A 22,749-nucleotide genomic window follows, 5' to 3' on the forward strand; every position below is an offset into this window, starting at 1 on the left:
CAACCAAGCCTGCTGGCGTCCTGCCAGCGGGCTTTTTTGTCTGCTGCGGACATGCGCATTCAGCTTGGAAATGTCTCTCAAGACATGACCTAGATCGCTGTTTTCCAAAGAATTATCAAAAAACGAATAAAAGCAAGCAGAAGTGTGATGGAACGCACGCTCAGCTTCGCTTTCTGTCAAAAACTTGACGCCTGATTTGACCGCTGTTAACACTTCGCTCAGTTCTATGGTTGGGTAGCGTTCACTTTTTGACTACCCAGGGTGCAGCTTCCCGCGCACCGCCATTTGGCCCATGGCGCCAATCACCACGGGGAACCGCAGCGGCTGGAATGCCTCGCGATGGTGGGTGTTCGTCAAAAAACCAGTCCCAACATTCAGGAGCAGTGCGTCGATGAATCGGATTTATCGCAAGGTCTGGAACAAATCGTTAGGCGTGTGGGCCGTGGCATCGGAATTGGCCAGCGGCGACAGCCCGGGCGCAGTGAGCACCGCCGCATTCATCGACCGCCGCCAGAGCCGTTGCCTGGTTGCCGCGATCGCCCTGGCGCTGGGTAGCGCCGGCATCGCACTCCCCCTTTCTGCAATGGCGCAATCGGTCGAGATCGGCCGCGGCGCATCGGCACCTGCCGCCAACGCCACTGCCTTCGGCGCCGGCAGCCGCGCCAGCGCCACCGGCGCGCTCGCCAGCGGTGCCGACAGCAGCGCCAGCGGCGTGAACAGCAGCGCGATCGGCCGCCAGACCAATGCGATCGGCGAGAACGCGGTGGCCATCGGCTACAACAGCTTCGTACGCCAGAGCGGCGAAAACGGCGTCGCGCTGGGTGCAAACGCCGGCGTGACCGGTGCCAACTCGGTGGCGCTGGGCGCAGGCTCGCGCACCCACGAAGACGATGTGGTGTCGGTCGGCAGCGGCAATGGCCGCGGCGGCCCGGCCACGCGCCGCATCACCAATGTCGGCGCCGGCGTCAACGCCACCGACGCGGTGAACGTGGCGCAGTTGCGCGACGTGGCCGACGTGGCCGAAGACACGGCCACGTTCTTCAAGGCGACCCCGGGCGAAGACAGCGTCGGCGCCTATGTCGAAGGCGATAGCGCGCTGGCTGCCGGCGATGCGGCCAATGCGGTAGGCACGGCGACCACTGCGCTGGGAACCGGTGCCAATGCGGTGGCCGACAATGCCACTGCGGTCGGCGCCAATGCGCTCGCATCCGGGCAGAACAGCGCGGCATTCGGCCATAACGCGCAGGCCAACGGCCCTGGCAGCGTGGCCGTGGGCGGCGCTGCCGTGGACGAAGACGGCGAGCCGTTGGTCACCAACGGCGGCGTGCCGGTCACCACCGGCGCCACCAGTGCCGGCGTCGGCGGAACCGCAGTCGGCGCCAGCGCCAATGCCGATGGCTTCGCCGCCTCGTCGTTCGGCGTCGGTGCGTATGCGGCCGGGACGCAGTCTTCCGCGTTCGGTGCGGTGGCCAATGCGGCGGGCGATTACGCCACTGCGGTGGGCACGCAGACCAGCGCCAGCGGCACCAGCAGCACCGCTGTCGGTGGTCCGGTCGATTACATTCCGGGTCTGGGCTTCTTCGTACAGACCCAGGCCAGCGGCGAAGCCTCCACCGCGCTCGGCGCCGGTGCGATCGCATCGGGCAGCTACACCACGGCAGTGGGCACGCTCAGCGAAGCCTCCGGCACCGAAGCCACCGCGGTGGGTTACTTCGCCTATGCACCTGGCGAAGGTGCCACGGCAGTTGGCCCGGAATCCTGGGCCAGCGGCGAGCTGAGCACCGCGCTGGGTTACTACAGCACCGCACGCGGCGCCAACTCGGTGGCCTTGGGCGCCAATTCAGTGGCCACGCGCGCCAACACCGTGTCGGTGGGTGCGGCTGGCGACGAGCGTCAGATCACCAACGTCGCCGCCGGTACCGAAGGCAGCGATGCGGTCAATCTCGATCAGCTCACCGCCGTGTCCGACGTCGCCGCCACCACCGCACGCACGTTCGTGGCCACCGGCGATGGCACCGCGATTGCCGAAGGCGTGGACAGCGTTGCGGCCGGTTCCAATGCATCGGCTTACGAGGATTACAGCACTGCGCTGGGTTCGAGCAGCCTGGCGTCAGCGGTCAACACCACTGCGGTCGGCAGTGGTGCGGTGGCCAATGTCAACAATGCCACCGCGCTCGGCTTCAACAGTATCGCCAGCGACCGCTATGCCACCGCCGTGGGTGCCGACAGCACGGCATCGGGCTTCTATGGCACTGCAGTCGGCGGCACCAGCGTGGCCAATGGTCGTGGCGGTACCGCGATCGGTTTCGAAAGCATCGCCAATGGCCTCGAATCCACCGCACTCGGCTTTGCCAGCGTGGCCTGGGGCGACACCAGCACCGCCGTGGGTGCGGAAAGCACCGCCTACGGCGCGGGCAGCGTCGCGGTGGGCATCACCTCGGCCGCCAGCGGCAGCGTTTCGGTCGCCATCGGCGACAACGCCTATGCCGGCGGTGGGCGTGCAATCGCCATCGGTTCGCAGTCAGTCGGCTATGGCGATCGCAGCATTGCGCTGGGCACCGAGGCAGTCGTCGAAGGCGCAGACAGCATTGCGATCGGCGACGGCGCGCGGATTGCGGTCGACAACAGCGTTGCGCTCGGCGTCGGCGCAGTGGCCGATCGCGCCAGCACGGTGTCGGTGGGCACGGTTGGCGGCGAGCGTCAGATCACCAATGTCGCTGCCGGTACCGAAGGCACCGATGCGGTCAATCTGGATCAGCTCACGGCAGTGTCCGATGGCGCCGCCAACACCGCGCGCACGTTCGTCGCCACCGGTGACGGCACCGCAATTGCCGAAGGCGCCGACAGCGTTGCGGCAGGTTCCGATGCGTCGGCGCTCGCCGATAACAGCACGGCGCTGGGTGCCAGCAGTATCGCCAGCGGGCGCGGCGCAACCGCACTCGGTTATGAAAGCCTTGCCAACGGTGCTGCATCCACTGCGGTGGGTGTGGCCAGCGTGGCGTGGGGCCAGGGCAGCACGGCACTGGGTACCGACAGCGTGGCCTACGCCGACAACAGCGTGGCGCTGGGTGCCGGCGCGGTTGCCGATCGCGACAATACGGTGGCGGTCGGCAGCGTCGGTGGCGAGCGCCAGATCACCAATGTCGCCGCCGGTACCGAGGGTACCGATGCGGTGAACCTGGACCAGCTCAACGCAGTCGGCGAAACCGCCGAAACCACTGCGCGTCTGTTTGCCGGCACCGGCACCGGCACGGCCGATGCGCAGGGCGAGGACGCCACCGCAGCCGGCTCCAACGCCACTGCGGACGGCGATTACAGCAGCGCGTTCGGTTCCAGCAGCCAGGCCACTGCGATCGGCGCCGTCGCCATCGGCAGCGGTGCCAGCGCCACCGCGCAGTACGCCAATGCAGCCGGCTACAACGCCGCTGCCAGTGGCTACGGCAGCATCGCCAACGGCGCCTTCAGTCAGGCCAGCGGCGATTACGCCGTGGCCGTGGGTGGCGAGAGCGAAGCCGCCGGCGCGCAGAGCACCGCGCTGGGTGCGGCGGCAGGTGCGTATGGCGATGGTTCCCTGGCCGCCGGCACGTTGAGCGTGGCCGATGGCAGCGAAACCACCGCGGTGGGCTATTTCGCCAGCGCCAGTGGCGAGTCGGCCACTGCGGTCGGCGCAGAAAGCGTGGCCGATGGCACCAGCGCGGCGGCGTTCGGCTTCGGTGCCGAGGCCACCTCCAACTACTCCACCGCCTTGGGCGGCTATTCCAGTGCGACCGGTTTCAACAGCACCGCGCTGGGCAATTTCAGCACCGCCAGCGGCTCCAATACCGTGGCCGTGGGTGGCGATGCCACCGCAACCGGCGACTACAGCGTTGCGGCCGGCCAGGGCAGCGTGGCCAGCGGCTACAACAGCGTGTCGGTCGGTGGCGCCCTGCTCGGCCTGTTGCCGACCGAAGCCTCCGGGGACTACTCCACCGCGCTCGGCGGCGCGGCATGGGCACCGGGCCTCAACAGCACCGCGCTCGGCAATTTTGCCGAATCCACCGGCGAAGGCAGCGTGGCGCTGGGTGCCGATTCGGTGGCCGATCGCGATTTTGCGGTGTCGGTGGGCAGCGCCGGCAACGAGCGTCAGATCACCAACGTGGCCGCCGGTACGCAGGGCACCGACGCGGTGAATCTGGATCAGCTCAACGCCGTTGCCGAAACCGCACAATCCACCAGCAAGTACTTCCAGGCCAGCGGCAGCGATGACAGCGATGCCGGCGCCTACGTCGAGGGCGACAACGCCCTGGCCGCAGGCGAGGGCGCCAATGCCACCGGTACCGGCGCCACGGCGTTGGGTGCCGGTGCGCAGGCGGTGGTCGATAACGCAACGGCGGTTGGCGTGAGTGCGCTGGCCAGCGGAACCGGCGCAGCGGCAGTGGGCAACAACGCCCAGGCCACCGGCGAAAACAGCAGCGCCGTCGGCAGCAATGCCCTGGCCAGCGATGTCGGCGCCAGCGCAAACGGTGCCGGCGCGCAGGCAATTTCGACCTATGCGACCGCGCTCGGCAGCGAAGCGGTGGCATCGGACAACCAGGCTACTGCGGCTGGTTTCCGCAGCACCGCCTCCAATGTCGGCAGCGCCGCCTTCGGTGGCTACAGCGAATCCAGCGGCAGGCTGTCGTCGGCGCTGGGCTATGGTGCGGTGGCGTCCAGTGACTACAGCACCGCCGTGGGTGCCGCCGCACTGGCCTCCGGCGCAAGTGCAGTGGCCGTGGGCGAATTCAGCGAAGCCACCGGCGAAGAAAGCGTGGCCGTCGGCGGCAGCACGTTCTTCGGCTTCATCCCGGCGCGTGCCTCCGGCACCGGCGCTGCCGCATTCGGTGCGGGCGCGTGGGCCACGGCCGACTACACCACCGCCATCGGCTGGAATTCGTATGCCGACGGCGTCAATGCCACCGCGCTCGGTCAGAGCGCGGCGGCCCTTGCCGACAATACGCTTGCCCTGGGTGGCGGCAGCCGCGCCGATGCGGTCGGCGCCAGCGTGGTCGGTGTGGATGCATCGGCAACCGGCATCAACAGCACCGGTGTCGGTCGTCAGGTCAACGTGATCGGCGAGAACGCGGTGTCGGTGGGCTACAACTCGTTCGTGCGCCAGAGCGCGGTCAATGGTGTGGCCCTCGGTGCCAACGCCGGTGCGACCGGTGCCGATTCGGTGGCGCTGGGCTCGGGCTCGCGCACCTACGAAGCCGACACGGTGTCGATCGGCAGCGGCAATGGCCGCGGCGGTCCGGCCACGCGTCGCATCGTCAATGTCAGCGACGGCCAGGCGGCGACCGATGCGGTCAACAAGGGCCAGCTGGATGCCCTGGCGGCCGATGTGCAGACCACCAGCGGCATGGTGCAAACCACCGGTGAAGGGGTGGCCAGCGCAACCGGTGATCGCGCCACTGCAGCGGGCGCCGGTGCAACCGCCAGCGGCGCACGCAGCGTGGCGATCGCCTCCGGCAGCCGCGCCTCGGCCACCGGCGCCAGCGCCATGGGCGTGGACAGCAGCGCCAGCGGCGTGAACAGCACCGCGATGGGCCGGCAGACCAATTCCATCGGCGAAAACGGTGTGGCGTTGGGCTACAACTCCTTCGTGCGCCAGAGCGGTGCCAATGCGGTGGCGCTGGGTGCCAATGCCGGTGCCAGTGGTGCCGACTCGGTGGCGTTGGGCTCGGGCTCGCGTACCTATGACGCCAACGTGGTCTCAGTGGGTAGCGGCGATGGCCGCGGCGGCCCGGCCACGCGCCGCATCGTCAACGTCGGCAACGGTGCGATTGCCGGTGCCAGTACCGATGCGATCAACGGCGGCCAGCTGTTCCAGTCGCTCAGCAACGCCGCCAGTTTCCTCGGCGGTGGCGCGGCGATCGGTGCGCAGGGCGTGTTCGTCGCGCCGACCTACGTGATCCAGGGTGCCAGCTACAACAATGTCGGTGCGGCATTGACCGCGTTGGACAGCAAGGTCACCGAGCTGGATGCACGCGGTGGTACCGCAACGGCCAGCACCGCGGCACGCACGCTGTCGCTGCGCACTGCAGGGGTGCCTGCGGTGGCTGCGAGCGCAGTGAGCCCGTCGGGCAACGCCGTTGCCGATACCGGCGCAGGCGTGCAGGGCACGCCGACCGCCGCAGTGGTCGGCAGCATCACCCCGGCTGCAACGTCTACCGCCGTGGGCACGGCCGCAGTGGCCAACCACGTGACCGGCACGGCGATCGGCGGCAGCGCGTATGCGCATGGCCCCAACGACACCGCGATCGGCAGCAACGCACGCGTCAATGCCGATGGCAGCACCGCGGTCGGCGCCAACACGCAGATTGCCGCGGTGGCGACCAATGCGGTGGCGATGGGCGAAGGCGCGCAGGTCAGTGCGGCCTCCGGCACGGCGATCGGCCAGGGCGCACGTGCCAGTGCGCAGGGTGCGGTTGCGCTGGGTCAGGGGTCGGTTGCCGATCGTGCCAACACGGTGTCGGTGGGCAGCGTCGGCGGCGAGCGTCAGGTGGCCAATGTGGCCGCCGGCACGCGAGCCACCGATGCGGTCAACAAGGGCCAGCTGGACAACGGCGTTGCCGCGGCCAACAGCTATACCGACAGCCGCTACAACGCGATGGCCGACAGCTTCGAGACCTACCAGGGCGATATCGAAGACCGTCTGCGCCGGCAGAACCGTCGCCTGGATCGTCAGGGTGCGATGAGCTCGGCGATGTTGAACATGGCCGCCAGCGTCGGTGGCATCGCCACGCAGAACCGCGTCGGTGCCGGCGTCGGTTTCCAGAACGGCGAGTCGGCGTTGTCGGTGGGCTATCAGCGTGCGATCAGCCCGCGCGCCACCCTGACGGTAGGCGGCGCACTCAGCGGTGACGACAGTTCGATCGGTGTGGGTGCCGGCTTCGGCTGGTAACGCGCCGCTGCATGACACGCGGCGGCGCCGATGTGCGCCGCCGCGCCAGAGCAAGGCCTGAGGGGGCGGGCAAGGACCGTGGCTGGGCCGGCCAACGGATTCGATGGAGTGATGGCCTTACCAGGAGTGGCTGATCGAACGCAGCGCGCTGCATCGCAGTTGCGCCGCAGTTCGAGAACCGCTCCCAGCTGATCGACGAAAAACACGAAGAGGACTTCACCGTGATCGACAAGAATTTCCGTCTCTCCCCGCTGACCGGCGCCATCCTGATGATGGCGCTCGGTGCATCGGGCACGCTCGCTGCTGCCCCGAAACTGCTGGTCAAGGAACCGACCCAGGCAGCATCGGCCGGCGCTGCGTTCAGTAGTCGCCTGATCGTGCGCTACAAGGACAACACTGCTGCCGCGACCGATCGCGCCAGCAAGCTGAGCGCGGTGCAGGCCGCGGTCGGCCGTGTCGGTACGAGCACCGGCGCACGCAGCAGCGCAGCCGCCGCCAAGGCGACGTATGTGCGCAAGCTCGGTATCGGCTCGGACCTGATCAAGCTGTCCAGCACGTTGACCACCGCCCAGGTGGACAAGGTGGTGGTCGAGCTCAAGAACGACCCGTCCGTGGCCGACGTGCAGATCGATCGCATGCTGCGCCCGGTCGACATCAAGAAGAGCGTTGCCGCTACGGACGTGACCCCGCAACTGGTCCCCAACGACCCGCTGTACGCGCAGTACCAATGGCATCTGAGCAACCCCAACGGCGGCATCAATGCGCCGGCCGCATGGGATCTGTCGCAGGGCGCAGGCGTGGTGGTGGCAGTGCTGGATACCGGCATCCTGCCCGGCCATCCGGACTTTGCCGGCAACCTGCTGCAGGGTTACGACTTCATCACCGATGCCGAAGTCTCGCGTCGTCCCACCGATGCCCGCGTGCCGGGCGCGCTGGATTACGGCGACTGGGAAGAGGCCGACAACGTCTGCTATGACGGCTCGGTGGCACAGGAAAGCTCCTGGCACGGCACCCACGTCTCGGGCACCGTGGCCGAGGCGACCAATAATGGAGTAGGCATGGCTGGCGTGGCGCCGAAGGCGACCATCCTGCCGGTGCGCGTGCTCGGCCGTTGCGGCGGCTACACCTCCGACATCGCCGATGCGATCGTCTGGGCGTCCGGCGGCACGGTCGCTGGCGTGCCGGCCAACACCAACCCGGCCGAGGTGATCAACATGAGCCTGGGTGGCGGCGAGCCCTGCGATTCGGCCACCCAGCTGGCGATCAACGGCGCGGTCGCGCGCGGCACCACCGTGGTGGTAGCGGCCGGCAACAGCGGCGAAGATGCGGCCAACCATTCGCCCGCCAGCTGCAACAACACCATCACCGTGGGTGCCACGCGCATCACCGGCGGCATCACCTACTACTCCAACTACGGCAGCAAGGTCGACCTGTCCGGCCCGGGCGGCGGTGGCAGCGTGGACGGCAATCCGGGCGGTTACATCTGGCAGGCCGGCTACACCGGTGCGACCACGCCGACCTCGGGAACCTATACCTATATGGGCTTGGGTGGCACCTCGATGGCATCGCCGCACGTGGCCGGTGTCGTCGCCCTGGTGCAGAGCGCGGCGATCGGTCTGGGCGACGGCCCGCTGACCCCGGCCGCGGTGGAAGCCCTGCTCAAGCAGACCAGCCGTCGCTTCCCGGTGACCCCGCCGGCCAGCACCCCGATCGGCAGCGGCATCGTCGATGCCAAGGCCGCATTGGAAGCGGTGTTGGTGGAGCCCTGCGATCCGGCCACCGAGAGCTGCGCGCCGACCGCCATCGCGCTGACCAACAAGGCCCCGTTGACCGGCCTGAGCGGTGCTTACGCCAGTTCCACGCTGTACAGCTTCGAAGCCAAGGCCGGTGCCGTGCTCAGCTTCATGACCTATGGCGGCACCGGCGATGTGTCGGTGTACGTCAGCCATGAAGCCGAGCCCAGCGCCACCAGTTACGACGCCAAGTCGACCCGCCCGGGCAACAGCGAAACCGTGCGTTTCACTGCCCCCAAGGCTGGCACCTACTACATCAAGTTGGTGGGCGCTGCCGACTACGCGAAGCTGACGCTCGTCGCACGACAGTAAGCCGTCCCATAGTGTGACCGATGCCCCCGGCCAACTACCGGAGGCATCGTTTTTCAGGACGATTCAGATGCGTACGGTTGATCGTCGCGGCAAACTGCTACAGTCGGCGCCGGACCAGTGGAGACGAGTGTGAACGCGGTTGCCGTCGATCCAATTGAGCATCGCAGTGCGGAGACACGCATCGTCGAAGCGCTGCTTGAACGCCGTCGTCTGAAAGACACCGATCTGCTGCGCGCGCGCCAGTTGCAGACCGAATCCGGTATGGGTCTGCTGGCCTTGCTGGGCCGTCTGGGCCTGGTGTCCGAACGCGATCATGCGGAGACCTGCGCCGATGTGCTGGGTCTGCCGCTGGTGGATGCACGTCAGCTTGGCGATACCCCGCCGGAAATGCTGCCGGAAGTGCAGGGGCTGTCGCTGCGCTTCCTCAAACAATTTCATCTATGCCCGGTCGGCGAACGCGATGGCCGGCTGGAGTTGTGGATCGCCGATCCCTATGACGATTACGCGATCGACGCGGTGCGGCTTGCGACCGGTTGCCCGTTGCTGCTGCAGGTCGGCCTGCGCTCGGAAATCGATGACCTGATCGAACGCTGGTACGGCCAGGGCCGCAGCGCGATGGGCACCATCGTGGAAACCGCCGATGGCGATGCCAACAGCAGCGACGATATCGAAGCGCTGCGCGATCTGGCGTCCGAAGCGCCGGTGATCCGGCTGGTGAATCTGGTGATCCAGCACGCGGTGGAACTGCGCGCTTCGGACATCCATATCGAACCGTTCGAAAGCCGGCTCAAGGTGCGTTACCGCGTGGACGGCGTGCTGGTGGAAGGCGAAAGCCCGCCGGCCAAGCTCACCGCCGCGGTGATCAGCCGCATCAAGATCATGGCCAAGCTCAACATCGCCGAACGCCGGCTGCCGCAGGACGGCCGCATCATGCTGCGCGTGCAGGGCAAGGAGCTGGATCTGCGTGTCAGCACCGTGCCCACCGCGCACGGCGAGAGCGTGGTGATGCGCCTGCTCGATCGCGAAACGGTGGTGTTCGACTTCTACAAGCTCGGCTTCACCGAAGAGTTTCTGCCGCAGTTCCGCAAGGTGCTGGAGCAACCGCACGGCATCATGCTGGTGACCGGCCCGACCGGTTCGGGCAAGACCACCACGCTGTACACCGCGTTGAGCCAGCTCAACACCTCGGACGTGAAGATCATCACCGTCGAAGACCCGGTGGAATACCAGATCGAAGGCATCAACCAGATCCAGGCCAAACCGCAGATCGGGCTGGATTTTGCCAACGCGCTGCGCAGCATCGTGCGTCAGGATCCGGACATCATCATGATCGGCGAAATGCGCGATCTGGAAACCGCGCGCATCGCGATCCAGTCCGCGCTCACCGGCCATCTGGTGCTGTCCACGCTGCACACCAACAACGCGGCCGGCGGTATTACCCGTCTGCTCGACATGGGTGTGGAAGACTATCTGCTCACCTCCACCATCAACGGCATCCTGGCGCAGCGCCTGGTGCGCAAACTCGACCTGGCCAACGCCGAGCGCTACCTGGCATCGCCGGAAGAAATCGAACGCTTCAATCTGCGCCGGCTGCAACCGGACGGCGAGATCTACCTGTATCGTCCGCGTGCCTCGGCTGCAGCGCCGACCGGTTACCTGGGCCGCACCACCATCGTCGAGTTCCTGGTGATGAACGACGAATTGCGGCGCGCGGTGATGCGCCGCGCCGGCATGGGCGAGATCGAACAACTGGCGCGCAAGGCCGGCATGCGCACCATGTACGAGGACGGCCTGTCCAAGGCCTTGCGCGGCGAGACCACCATCGAAGAAGTGCTGCGCGTGACGGAGGATGCGTGAGAGGCAACGGAGCCACAACGAGCATCGGATGCTCAGGATCGGAAGATAAGCAGGGCAAGGTCCCGGCAATGCGTCGCGCACGCGTGCGTGTGCGCCAGATGGCGCCAACGCAGCGCAGGCTCCTGTTTTTCCCGATTCCCGAATCCCGATTCCCCACTCCCAGCCGTCCAGCCTGATGCCCCTGTACCGCTACAAAGCGCTCGACGCCCATGGCGAAATGCTCGATGGCCAGATGGAAGCGGCCAGCGACGCAGACGTTGCGCTGCGCCTGCAGGAGCAGGGCCACCTGCCGGTGGAAACGCGCCTGGCCACCGGCGAAAACGACTCGCCGTCGCTGCGCATGCTGCTGCGCAAGAAGCCGTTCGACAACGCCGCGCTGGTGCAGTTCACCCAGCAATTGTCCACGCTGATCGGTGCCGGCCAGCCGCTGGATCGCGCCTTGTCGATCCTGATGGATCTGCCCGAAGACGACAAAAGCCGGCGTGTGATCGGCGATGTGCGCGACACCGTGCGTGGCGGCGCGCCGCTGTCCTCGGCACTGGAACGCCAGCACGGGCTGTTTTCCAAGCTCTACATCAACATGGTGCGTGCGGGCGAAGCCGGCGGCAGCATGCAGGACACGCTGCAGCGCCTGGCCGATTACCTGGAGCGCAGCCGTGCGCTGCGCGGCAAGGTGATCAACGCGTTGATCTATCCGGCGATCCTGCTAGCGGTGGTCGGCTGCGCGCTGCTGTTCCTGCTCGGCTATGTGGTGCCGCAGTTCGCGCAGATGTACGAAAGCCTGGACGTGGCCTTGCCGTGGTTCACCCAGGCGGTGTTGCGCGTGGGCCTGCTGGTGCGCGACTGGTGGGTGGTGTTGATCGTGGTGCCGGGCGTGCTCGGGCTGTGGCTGGATCGCAAGCGCCGCAATGCCGCGTTCCGTGCCGCGCTGGACGAGTGGTTGCTGCGGCAGAAAGTGGTCGGCAGCCTGATCGCGCGCCTGGAAACCGCACGGCTGACGCGCACGCTGGGCACCTTGCTGCGCAACGGCGTGCCGCTGCTGGCGGCGATCGGCATTGCGCGCAATGTGATGTCCAATCTGGCGCTGGTCGAAGATGTCGACGCCGCAGCCGACGACGTCAAGAACGGCCATGGCCTGGCGATGTCACTGGCACGCGGCAAGCGCTTCCCGCGGCTGGCCCTGCAGATGATCCAGGTCGGCGAAGAATCGGGCGCCCTGGACACGATGCTGCTCAAGACCGCCGACACCTTCGAGCTGGAAACCGCGCAAGCCATCGACCGCGCGCTGGCCGCGCTGGTGCCGTTGATCACGCTGATGCTGGCCTCGGTAGTGGGGCTTGTCATCATTTCGGTGCTGGTGCCGCTGTATGACCTGACCAATGCCATCGGATAACGTGGCGGCGGATTCACAACAACTTTCCGGTGACCGCGCGACACCCATGCGGGAACCATTGCAATGCCCGCCGTGTCATCTTCTGGCGGCAGCATCTTTCATCGACGTGCAAGGAAATCGTTCATGATCAAGCGCTCCATCACCCGTAGTCCGTCGCGTGCAGGCCAGGCCGGCATGAGCCTGCTGGAAATCATCATCGTCATCGTCCTGATCGGCGCGGTGCTGACCCTGGTCGGCAGCCGTGTGCTCGGTGGTGCCGATCGCGGCAAGGCCAACCTGGCCAAATCGCAGATCCAGACCCTGGCCGGCAAGATCGAGAATTTCCAGCTCGACACCGGCAAGTTGCCGAGCAAGCTCGATGACCTGGTGACCCAGCCCGGTGGCAGCAGCGGCTGGCTGGGCCCGTATGCCAAGCCGGCCGAACTCAATGACCCGTGGGGCCACACCATCGAATACCGCGCGCCCGGCGATGGCCAGCCGTTCGATCTGATCAGCCTGGGCAAGGACGGCCGCCCCGGTGGCAGCAGTTACGACGCGGACATCAAGTACCAATAAGCCGTTTGCCATGCGCGTTGCGTGTCAGCCGTTGCGTCATCCGCATGGAGTGGTCGGCCCTGGTCGTCCCCGCACGCGTGGCAGTTCGTTGCTGGAGATGTTGCTGGTCATCGCCCTGATCGCGATGGCCGGCGTATTGGCTGCCGCTGCGCTCAATGGCGGAATCGACGGCATGCGCCTGCGCACCGCCGGCAAGGCGATCGCCTCGCAGCTGCGCTATACGCGCACCCAGGCGATTGCCACCGGCACGCCGCAGCGGTTTCTGATCGATCCGCAGCAGCGCCGCTGGGAAGCACCCGGCGGCCATCACGGCGATCTGCCGTCGTCGCTGGAGGTGCGCTTCACCGGCGCGCGGCAGGTGCAGTCGCGGCAGGATCAGGGCGCCATCCAGTTCTTCCCCGATGGCGCCTCCACCGGCGGGCGCATTGATCTGCGCGTCAAGGACGCGACCTGGCGCGTGGACGTGGGCTGGATCACCGGCGAAGTGCGTTCCGGGCAGTTGCGGACGCCTGCGCCATGAAGCGCCAGCGCGGTTACACGCTGATCGAGGTGATCGTCGCCTTTGCGTTGCTGGCGCTGGCGTTGAGCCTGTTGCTGGGATCGCTGTCCGGTGCCGCGCGTCAGGTGCGTGCGGCTGACGAGAGCACGCGCGCCACCCTGCATGCGCAATCGTTGCTGGCAGCGCAGGGCATGGACAAACCGCTGGTGCCCGAGCAGCAGCAAGGCACCTTCGAAGACGGGCATTTCCGTTGGTCGATGGATGTGCGCCCGTACGACGAGCCGCGACGCAATCCGCAGGCGCCGGTCTCCCCCGGCGCACACACGCTGCTGCAGCTGACCCTGGTGGTGCGCTGGGGCGAGCAGCCCAACCAGGTCCTGCAGTGGCGCACCTTGCGGCTGGTGGCTGCGGCGCAGCCGGGCAGCGCGCCATGAGTCGCTCGCGCAGTGCCGGCTTCACCTTGATCGAAGTATTGCTGGCGACGATGTTGCTGGTCGGCGGGCTGGCATTGGCGTTTGCCACCTTGCGCTCGGCCAGCGCGGTCAGCCAGCGCGGCGAGGCGATCGCCCAGCGCAGCGAACGCGTGCGTGCGGTGGAAGAATTCCTGCGCCGGCGGCTGGCGGCGGCACTGCCGATCGCAATGGGCATCGACCCGCAGAGTCAGCAGCCGATGCTGTTCATCGGCGAGCCGCAGCGCATGCGTTTTGCCGCAGATGTACCGGATTACCTGGGCCGCGGCGGGCCGTACCTGCACGATCTGTCGGTGGCCGGCGATGGCGAACAGCGCACGCTGCGGATCGCGTTGACCATGCTGCAATCGGGCAAGTCGATCGAAGAGGGCACCACGCTGCCGCCGGAAACACTCGCCGAAGACGTGCAGCAGGTGAGCTTTCGGTATCGCGGGATGGATCCGCAGAGCGGCCGCCTGAGCGCATGGTTGCCGCAGTGGGAATGGCACGACCGTCTGCCGTTGCTGGTGCGCATCGAGATCCGTAGCAGCGGTGCCGCCTGGCCGCCGCTGGTGGTGGCCTTGCCGCAATCCAGCAACCCGGGAGCGGGGCAATGAGCGCAATGCGCGGTGCCGCGCTGGTGTTGGTGTTGTGGCTGATTGCGCTGCTCACCGCGATGATCGGCGCATTCGCGCTGACCGCGCGGGTGGAAGCGCTGCAGGGCAGCATGCTGCGCAATGGCGCGCAGGCGCAGGAATACGCGCGCTCCGGGCTGGAATACGCACTGTCCCGCCTGCAAAGCACCGACACTCAGGCACGCTGGCTCGCAGACGGCCGGCGCTATCGTTGGCAGATGGACGATGCCACGGTGGAGATCCGCATTACCGACGAAAGCGGCAAGGTGGACTTGAACATGGCCGAGCCCGCGCTGCTGGCCGGCCTGGTACGCGCGGTCGGTGGCGAACAGGGCCGCGATACGCGCATTGCCGGTGCGATCGTCGACTGGCGCGATGGCGATTCGCTGAGCCAGCCCGGCGGCGGCGCGGAAGATCGCGATTATGCCGATGCCGGATTGCCGTACGGCGCCAAGGATGGCCCGTTCGAAACGCTGGGCGAGTTGCGCCTGGTGCTGGGAATGGATGGCGAGCTGTATCGCAAGCTGTTGCCCAACCTTACCTTGTACAGCGGACGCTCGCGCCCCGAAGCGCGCTTTGCGCCGGGCCCGGTGCTGACCGCGATGGGCCTGGATGCGCGGCAACTGCTGGCCCAGCGTGACGCGCCGCCGGGTTTGCCGGGCAGCGAGGCGACGGTCGGTGGGTCGGACACTTATAGTATCGAGAGCCGGGCGCGACTGAGTCAGGGACGCGAGGCTGTGTTGCGGGCGGTGGTCTCCACCAGTGCGTCCGCATTACCTGGGTCGGCATATACCGTGTTGCGTTGGGAAGAGGGAGCAGCAGTGCAATGACCGCATGGCGGGACACCTTGGGTCGTATCGGCGTACGCGCCATGCCGGGAGCCGGAGGCTTCTGGCGTTGGTGGCAACAATCGCTGCTGGCCTGGCTGCCGCAGCGCTGGCAATGGCAGTTGGGCCTGTCGCCGTCGCGGCTGTTGTTGCAGCCCGACGGGCAGGCGTTGCAGTTGCTGCGTCAGCGCGATCACAGCAGCGAGACCATCGCCAGCCTGCCGTGGCCGGTGCAGCCGCAGGAAGTCCATGCCTTGCTACCGACCGCGCTGGAAGGCCTGCCGCGGCATTGGCTGCTGCCGGCCGCGCATGCCTTGCGTCGTCCGTTGCGCCTGCCTGCTGCGGCAGCGGCGCGCCTGCAGGATGTGGCGCGCTTCGAGATCGATCGGCAAACCCCGTTCACTGCCGACCAGGTGTACTTCGATGCGCGCGTGCTGGACGTGCGCGAGGACGGCCAGCTCGATGCCGAACTGGTGGTGGTGCCGCGGCGCCTGATCGATGGCCCGGACGGCGTGCCCGACGCATGGGCCAGCGCCTTGTCCGGCATCGATGTCGCCAATGCGCAGGGCCTGCCACTGGGCGTGAACCTGCTGCCGCCGGCGCGGCGGCTGCGGCGCAGCGACCCGATGCAGCGCTGGAATCTGTTGCTGGCTGCCGCCGCACTGGTGCTGCTGGCCGTGGCCGGCTGGCTGCTGCTGGACAACCGCCGCCAGGCCGCCGACGACTTGCGTGCCAAGGTGCAGGCCAACGCCGCACGTGCGCGCCAGGTCGCCGCCGAACGCCAGCAATTGCTGGATCTGGTCGAAGGGGCCAACTTCTTTCAGCAGCAACGTGCTACCCGCCCCACCTCGGTGGAAATCTGGGACGAACTGAGCCGGCGTCTGCCGGGCGGCACCTACCTGGAAAAATTTTCGGTCGAAGGTGGGCAATTGCAGTTGATCGGCTTGAGCAACGAAGCCTCCTCGCTGGTGCGGCGCCTGGAAGGCTCGCCGCTGTGGCGCACGCCCTCGCTGACCGGCGTGCTGCAGAGCGATGCCGGTCGCAACGTCGACCGCTTCACCATCACCGCCGAACTGGCCGGTCCCGATGCCAAGGAGGCGGCCGATGCCACGCAGCGTTAAGCGCGATCGCTGGATCGCTTTGGGCCTGCTGTTGCTGGTGATCGGCGTGGCCTATCTGGTGCTGGTGCACCCCTGGTTCACCCAGCCGATGATCGCCGTGCAGGACGACCTGCAAGCGCTGCGCGAGCGCGAGCTACGCGTGCGCGTGCAACTGCAGCAGGCGCCGGAAGTCAGCAAACGGCTACAGCAGGCGCGCCAGACCCTGGAAAGCCGCCCAGGCTTCCTGCCGGAAACCTCGGCCGAACTGGCATCGGCCGGCCTGGTGCAGCGGCTGGAACGCGCGGTGGTGGAAGCCAGCCCCGGCAACCGCAGCTGCGCGATCAGCAACCGCTCGCCGCTGCAGCCGGAAAGCAAGGACCGCTTCACCCGCGTTGCGGTGCAGGTGCGCTTGCGCTGCGGCACCCCGGAGCTGGCCTCGGTGCTGTACAGCCTGGAAAACGGCACCCCGCGCCTTTTCGTGGACAACCTCAACGTAATGGCGCAGCGCTACCAACTCTCGCCCAACGAAAGCGGCAACGGCCTGGATATCGCCTTCGAACTGGCCGGCTACCTGCGCCCCGGCGCCAGCGCCGCGCCGTTGAACACCGACGCCGCGCCCGCCGCCCCCGACGCCGCGGAGGCCAGCAATGCGCCTTGACATGATCGGCCTGCGCACCTGGCTGCTGGCCACCGTGGTCGGCTGGGCGCTGCTGGTGTGCGTGCTGGCGGTGGCCGGGCTGGGCAAGCGCGTGGAGCTGCTGCCGGACGACCCGGCGCTGGTGCAGCGCCTGCCCACCTTGCCGGCACCGGCGCCGGAACGGCTGGGCGCGTTCGAAAAATATTCGGAGATCGCCGCGCATCCGGCCTTCGCCGAAGACCGCCTGCCGCATCCGTTCTTCCTGTCCGGCAACGACGGCAGCAGCGCCGCCTCGACGGTGCGCCTGACCGGCGTGCTGCTGACGGACAACTTCAAGATGGCCACGCTGACGCTGGATCCACAGGATTCGGTGCGTGTGCAGCTGGGCGGCGAAGCGGTCAAGGGCTGGCGCCTGCTCGCCCTGCAGCCGCGCAGCGCAACCATCGAAGGCCCTGGCGGCACCCAGACACTGGAGCTGCACGTGTTCAACGGCTTGGGCGGGCAACCGCCCACCGCTAATGCGGGCGCGCGCGGCGCTGCCGGCGCCATGCCGCCGTTACCGTCGCCCGATGCCGCCGCGGCCGCACCGGCGCAGCTGCCGCAGACCCAGCCCGCCACGCCGCCACAGCAGCCCGGTGGGCAGACACCGCCGACGGTGCCGCCGCAGCGCAGCGACGGCGCCCAGGAAGCCCCACGCCCCTCCGATGATCAGATGCGCGCCATCCGCGAACGTATCGAAGCCCGACGCCGCCAGCTGCAACAGCAGCGCCAGAGCGGCTCTACCCCCGGTCAGACCCAATGAGTGAACGCATGACGCAGCGCCTGTTTCCCGTGTCCCTGCTGATCGGCCTGCTGGCCGGTTGCGCCACCACTCCGCCGCCGGACGTGCGCCGCGACGCGCGCCTGGACCCGCAAGTCGGCGCCGCCGGCGCCACCCAGACCGGTGCCGAGCAACGCGCCGAGGGCAATGCCAGCGCCAAGCCCACCCCGGTGATCCGGCGTGGCAGCGGCACCATGATCAACCAGAGCGCGGCGAGCGCGCCGGCACCGACGCTGGGCATGGCCAGCAGCGGCAGCGCCACCTTCAACTTCGAAGGCGAATCGGTGCAGGCGGTGGTCAAGGCAATCCTGGGCGACATGCTCGGGCAGAACTACGTCATCGCCCCCGGCGTGCAGGGCACCGTGACCCTGGCCACGCCCAATCCGGTCTCGCCGGCGCAGGCCTTGAACCTGCTGGAAATGGTGCTGGGCTGGAACAACGCGCGCATGGTGTTCAGCGGCGGCCGCTACAACATCGTGCCCGCCGACCAGGCGCTGGCCGGTACCGTCGCGCCCAGCACCGCATCGCCGTCGGCCGCGCGCGGTTTCGAAGTGCGCGTGGTGCCGTTGAAGTTCATCTCCGCCAGCGAAATGAAGAAGGTGCTCGAGCCCTATGCGCGTCCGAACGCCATCGTCGGCACCGATCCCTCGCGCAACGTGATCACCCTGGGCGGCACCCGCGCCGAGCTGGAGAACTACCTGCGCACCGTGCAGATCTTCGACGTGGACTGGCTGTCGGGCATGTCGGTGGGCGTGTTCCCGATCCAGTCCGGCAAGGCCGAAAAGGTCTCGGCCGATCTGGAGAAGGTATTCGGCGAACAGAGCAAGACACCCAGCGCCGGCATGTTCCGTTTCATGCCGCTGGAAAACGCCAACGCGGTGCTGGTGATCACCCCGCAGCCGCGCTATCTGGACCAGATCCAGCAGTGGCTGGACCGCATCGACAGCGCAGGTGGCGGCGTGCGGCTGTTCTCCTACGAGTTGAAGTACATCAAGGCCAAGGACCTGGCCGACCGCCTGTCGGAAGTATTCGGTGGGCGCGGCAACAACAGCGACTCCAACGCCTCGCTGGCCCCGGGCTCGGAAACCAGCGTGCTCGGAGGGGCCCTGGGTAACCGCGACAGCAGCATGGGCGGCAGCTCGGGTACCACCGGCGGCAGCATCGGCGAGAGCAGCGATGGCAGCTCCTCCGGCAGCAGCTTCGGCGGCAGCAGTGGCAGTGGCAGCAGCAGCGGTGGACTGGGCAACGGCAGCCTGCAACTGTCGCCGCGCAGCAACGGCAATGGCGCGGTGACGCTGGAAGTGGCCGGCGACAAGGTGGGTGTGTCGGCGGTGGCCGAAACCAATACCTTGCTGGTGCGCGCCACCCCGCAGTCGTGGAGTTCGATCCGCGACGTCATCGAAAAGCTCGATGTGATGCCGATGCAGGTGCATATCGAAGCGCAGGTGGCCGAGGTGAATTTGACCGGTGCGCTGAGTTACGGCGTTAACTGGTATTTTGAAAATGCAGTAAATGCACCGGCAACCGCGACCGATGGCGGTCTGACCAATGGAACGGGCATCGGTCTGGGAGCTGGTCTTGCAAATGCAGCGGGACGTAACATCTGGGGTGATATCGCTGGGAAAGTTGGTAGTGGAGGGGTTGCTTGGAGTTTTCTCGGCAAGAATGCTGCGGCCATAATCACTGCGCTGGACCGTGTAACCAATGTCCGCCTGTTGCAAACGCCATCGGTATTTGTTCGAAACAATGCCGAGGCTACACTTAATGTCGGCTCGCGTATCGCAATTAACTCGACTTCCATCAATACCGGTCTTGGTAGCGACAGCAGCTTCTCTTCAGTTCAATACATCGACACGGGCGTGATTCTGAAAGTGCGTCCACGCGTAACCAAGGATGGAATGGTGTTTTTGGATATAGTTCAAGAAGTCAGCAGTCCAGGCGACCGTCCAGCTGCGTGTACGTCAGCAACGGCAACCGTCAATGCTGCAGCTTGTAATGTCGACATCAATACACGTCGGGTCAAAACTGAGGCCGCAGTGCAGAGCGGTGACACCATCATGTTGGCCGGTCTGATCGACGACAGCACGACCGACACCAGCGACGGCGTTCCGTTCCTCAGCAAGTTGCCCGTAGTAGGTGCGCTGTTTGGAACTAAAGGCAAAAACAACACCCGCCGCGAAGTCATCGTGTTGATCACCCCGTCGATCGTGCGCAACCCGCAGGAAGCGCGCAATCTCACCGACGAATACGGCCAGAAGTTCAAGGCCATGGAGCCGCTGAAACCCAGCCAGAAGCCGCAATGAGTGCGGCACTGCCCGTCGTGCTGGTGCCGGTCGGCACCGACGACGAGGCCCTGGATGCCTGCCTGGGCGCACTGGATGCCGCCACGCCCGCCGGCACGCGGGTGTGGTTGGCCGACGATGCGCAGGCCGGCCCGCGCGGCCGCGCGGTGATCGCGCACTGGCTGGCGCGCACGCGGCTGCAGGCGCATCACAACCGTCGTCAGCGCATGCTCGGCGAGGTGGCGCATCTGGACGAAATGCTCAGCGGCTGCGGCGATGCCGATGTGGTGGTGCTGGGTGTGGATGCCTGCCCGCTGCCGGGTTGGTTGAATCAGCTCGACGCCTGCTTTGCGCGCGATGCGGCGATCGCCACCGCCACCCCGTGGAGCAATGTGGGCGAAGCCTGCAGCTGGCCACGCCTGGGCGAACTCAATCCGATGCCTGCCGCGCCGGAGCGGCTCGCCGCTGCGTGTGCGGCGATGCCGCCACTGCATCCGGAACTGCCGTCGGCAATCGGCCACGCGGTGCTGCTACGTGGCAGCGCGCGGCGCAAGGCCGGCGGCCTGGACGCCAGCAGCTATGGCTCCTGGTATGCGGCACTGGTGGACCTGAGCCTGCGCATGGGTGGGCTGGGATGGCGCAACGTGCTGTGCGACACCGCCTTCGTCGCCTCGCCGCACGAAGGCCGCCCTGCCGATGGCGACATGGATGCACTGGCCACACGCTGGCCGGCCTGGCACGCACGCCTGGCCAACTTCCTGATGCACGACCCGCTGCGTGCGCAGCGCGATCAACTCGCGCAACTGCTCGCCGACCTGCCGCCGCCTGACCCGCAGCGCACGCTGTTCGACGCATAGCGGTCTCGCGGCCGAGCCTGCCCGCTGCGTTGGGCGGGAGCGGCGATGGAATGACCAAGAGCCACTGACGCGAACAACAATGCAGTTGTTAGGCGGGCACAGATGCTGCGGCCTGCATCATCTTTTTGAGCATGTACCCGTCGCCACCTCAGTCGTTTCTGCGACATGTGGTCAACCGCAGAGAGCATCGCAACGATGCACTACAGCTGCAACGAAGAAAGCAGCGCGTGATGCTCACCATCGATTCCCGATTCCCGATTCCCGGCGCTAAAGCGCCGGCCGCATCGGTGCCTCGGTGCGCACCACCACATCCAGTGCATCGTGGCGCCAGGATTCGATATCCAGCTCCACCGCGCGGCCGTCTTCGGCGAAGCTGATCCGCTGCAGCCGGAAGCAGGGTGTGCCGGTGGTGGACTGCAGCAACAGGGCTTGCGTGGCGTCCAGCCCGGCCGGATGCATCGACAATTGCGCGCGGCTCAGGAACAGCCCGAGTTTCTGGTTGAACACGCTCGACAGCGAGCCGGCCAGGTCGTGCTCCAGCAGGCCCGGCGCCCAGGCGGCCAGCACCACGTTGGTTTCCAGCAGCACCGCGCGGCGGTCGATCCAGCGCCGGCGTTGCAGCACGAAGACCTCTTCGTACGGCGTCTCCAGCCGTAGTGCGGCCGCGTAGGCAGCCCCCGCTGCCTGTCGGGTGGCACTCAACAGCTCGGTGCGCGGTTTGCGTCCTTGCGCCGCCACGTACTGCATGAAGCCGGCGATGCTGGTGGGGTCGTAGCGCACGCGCGGTGCGCTGACGAACCAGCCGCGCCGGTTCTCGCGGTAGATGCGGCCCTGCGCTTCCAGTTGCTGCAAGGCCTCACGCAAGGTGATGCGGGTGCAGCCGAAGCGTTCGGCAAGCTCGCGCTCTACCGGCAGGCGCTGATCCGGGCCCCATTCGCCGGCGGCGATCTGCGCGGAGACGATTTCGGTGATGGCGTGTTGGCGCGACGCGCTCATGCGGCGATCCGCCGATGGTGGCTGCGGCGCAGGTGCAAGGCAGTTGGGTGAGAGAGGTGCATGCAGCGATGGTAAAGAAGAACGCGCCCGCAAACTGCAGGTGGCTCAGGCAAGGCCTGCCAGGTTCTGCTGCTGTTGGGTTTTCCAGCTGCGCCATCCATACAGCGCCAGCAGCACGAAGCCTGCATACAGCAGTGCGGTGGGATACAGCCCCTTGCTGACGAACACGCCCACGTAGATGCAATCGAGCACGACCCACAGTATCCAGTTGGCGATGCGCTTGCGTGCGGCCCAGACGCTGGCGACCAGGCTGAAGCTGGCCAGCGCTGCGTCCAGCCACGGCAGTGCGGCATCGGTGCGGTGATGCATGTAGGCACCGAGTGTGGCAGCGAACACGGCACCGATGCACAGAGAGATCCACAGTTCCGCCTGCGGCATCGGCAACGGGCGAATGCGTGTCTGTGCGGCCATCCCGCGCTGCCACAGCCACCAGCCGTACAACTGGGTCAGCACGTAGACGCCTTGCAGCAGCATGTCCGAGTACAGCTTCCACTGATAGAACAGCCAGGCATACAGCGCCACCGCCACGATGCCGACCGGCCAGCACCAGCGAATGCGCCGCGCGGTCAGCCAGACACCGAGCAGGTTGATCACGACGGCGGCAGATTCGAGCAATGACATGGAAGGTCAGGGGGAAGATGTCTGATGGAAGAGGGATCGAGGGCAGGGACGCAGAACAGTTCAACGTGACCGTGCGAGCAGGCCGAGCGCGTTCATCGCCTGCAGCCGATACCGGCAGCGCACGCGGCCCGCGCAGC

At 67.1% G+C, this 22,749-nt stretch carries 16 protein-coding genes; 14 read left to right on the forward strand and 2 right to left on the reverse strand.

All coding sequences use genetic code 11. The features are described 5' to 3' along the window. The first annotated feature begins 391 nt into the window (after positions 1–391). The 14 genes from ABQ137_RS15835 to ABQ137_RS15900 all read left to right on the forward strand — a co-directional run bounded on the left by ABQ137_RS15835 (position 392) and on the right by ABQ137_RS15900 (position 20,935). Entirely contained in the window at positions 392–6,919 is a 6,528-nt protein-coding gene (locus ABQ137_RS15835; protein ID WP_349783163.1) for an ESPR-type extended signal peptide-containing protein, read from the forward strand. Between the two features lie 221 nt (positions 6,920–7,140). Continuing rightward, the gene (locus ABQ137_RS15840; protein WP_184519541.1) at positions 7,141–9,024 is read left to right on the forward strand and encodes a diffusible signal factor-regulated S8 family serine peptidase; all 1,884 of its coding nucleotides are present in this window, start codon (positions 7,141–7,143) and stop codon (positions 9,022–9,024) included. A gap of 129 nt (positions 9,025–9,153) precedes the next feature. Next, positions 9,154–10,881 carry a type II secretion system ATPase GspE gene (gene gspE / locus ABQ137_RS15845; protein WP_029218997.1) on the forward strand — a complete coding sequence of 576 codons (1,728 nt, stop codon included), beginning with the start codon at positions 9,154–9,156 and terminating at the stop codon, positions 10,879–10,881. Positions 10,882–11,056: 175 nt separating this feature from the next. Continuing rightward, complete coding sequence (gene xpsF / locus ABQ137_RS15850) at positions 11,057–12,274, forward strand: type II secretion system protein XpsF (RefSeq protein ID WP_184519544.1); 1,218 nt, start codon at positions 11,057–11,059, stop codon at positions 12,272–12,274. Positions 12,275–12,397: 123 nt separating this feature from the next. Beyond that, complete coding sequence (gene gspG / locus ABQ137_RS15855) at positions 12,398–12,829, forward strand: type II secretion system major pseudopilin GspG (RefSeq protein ID WP_024939118.1); 432 nt, start codon at positions 12,398–12,400, stop codon at positions 12,827–12,829. Positions 12,830–12,839: 10 nt separating this feature from the next. Then, positions 12,840–13,349: a type II secretion system protein XpsH gene (xpsH, locus tag ABQ137_RS15860; RefSeq protein ID WP_039525438.1), complete on the forward strand. Its 510-nt coding sequence runs from the start codon at positions 12,840–12,842 to the stop codon at positions 13,347–13,349. Further along, on the forward strand, positions 13,346–13,762 hold the full coding sequence (gene xpsI / locus ABQ137_RS15865; RefSeq protein WP_029218999.1) for a type II secretion system protein XpsI: 417 nt from the start codon (positions 13,346–13,348) through the stop codon (positions 13,760–13,762). Before xpsH ends, xpsI begins: the two co-directional genes overlap by 4 nt. Then, positions 13,759–14,394 carry a type II secretion system protein J gene (locus ABQ137_RS15870; protein WP_184519547.1) on the forward strand — a complete coding sequence of 212 codons (636 nt, stop codon included), beginning with the start codon at positions 13,759–13,761 and terminating at the stop codon, positions 14,392–14,394. The genes xpsI and ABQ137_RS15870 overlap by 4 nt, the downstream gene beginning before the upstream one ends. Next, positions 14,391–15,242: a type II secretion system minor pseudopilin gene (locus tag ABQ137_RS15875; RefSeq protein WP_016901924.1), complete on the forward strand. Its 852-nt coding sequence runs from the start codon at positions 14,391–14,393 to the stop codon at positions 15,240–15,242. The genes ABQ137_RS15870 and ABQ137_RS15875 overlap by 4 nt, the downstream gene beginning before the upstream one ends. Then, positions 15,239–16,360, forward strand: coding sequence for a PilN domain-containing protein (locus tag ABQ137_RS15880; protein ID WP_029219000.1), 1,122 nt, complete (start codon positions 15,239–15,241; stop codon positions 16,358–16,360). Before ABQ137_RS15875 ends, ABQ137_RS15880 begins: the two co-directional genes overlap by 4 nt. After that, complete coding sequence (gene gspM, locus ABQ137_RS15885) at positions 16,344–16,997, forward strand: type II secretion system protein GspM (RefSeq protein ID WP_039518939.1); 654 nt, start codon at positions 16,344–16,346, stop codon at positions 16,995–16,997. Before ABQ137_RS15880 ends, gspM begins: the two co-directional genes overlap by 17 nt. Next, entirely contained in the window at positions 16,987–17,778 is a 792-nt protein-coding gene (xpsN, locus tag ABQ137_RS15890) for a type II secretion system protein XpsN (protein ID WP_184519550.1), read from the forward strand. Before gspM ends, xpsN begins: the two co-directional genes overlap by 11 nt. Beyond that, a complete protein-coding gene (gene gspD, locus ABQ137_RS15895; RefSeq protein WP_184519553.1) occupies positions 17,775–20,099 on the forward strand; it encodes a type II secretion system secretin GspD in 2,325 nt (774 codons plus the stop codon). Before xpsN ends, gspD begins: the two co-directional genes overlap by 4 nt. Further along, positions 20,096–20,935 (forward strand): glycosyltransferase family 2 protein, encoded by an 840-nt coding sequence (locus tag ABQ137_RS15900; RefSeq protein ID WP_184519556.1) that lies wholly within the window; start codon positions 20,096–20,098, stop codon positions 20,933–20,935. The genes gspD and ABQ137_RS15900 overlap by 4 nt, the downstream gene beginning before the upstream one ends. 267 nt (positions 20,936–21,202) lie before the next feature. On the opposite strand, the gene ABQ137_RS15905 is transcribed toward ABQ137_RS15900, so the two are convergent. Both ABQ137_RS15905 and pnuC read right to left on the reverse strand, forming a co-directional pair. Continuing rightward, positions 21,203–21,931 carry a UTRA domain-containing protein gene (locus ABQ137_RS15905; protein WP_184519560.1) on the reverse strand — a complete coding sequence of 243 codons (729 nt, stop codon included), beginning with the start codon at positions 21,929–21,931 and terminating at the stop codon, positions 21,203–21,205. 105 nt (positions 21,932–22,036) lie between these two features. Continuing rightward, entirely contained in the window at positions 22,037–22,612 is a 576-nt protein-coding gene (gene pnuC / locus ABQ137_RS15910) for a nicotinamide riboside transporter PnuC (protein WP_104624053.1), read from the reverse strand. Between the last annotated feature and the right edge of the window lie 137 nt (positions 22,613–22,749).

Origin of the sequence: Xanthomonas sp. WHRI 8393, from assembly GCF_040203315.1 — a bacterium.
Classification (GTDB): Bacteria; Pseudomonadota; Gammaproteobacteria; order Xanthomonadales; family Xanthomonadaceae; genus Xanthomonas; species Xanthomonas arboricola.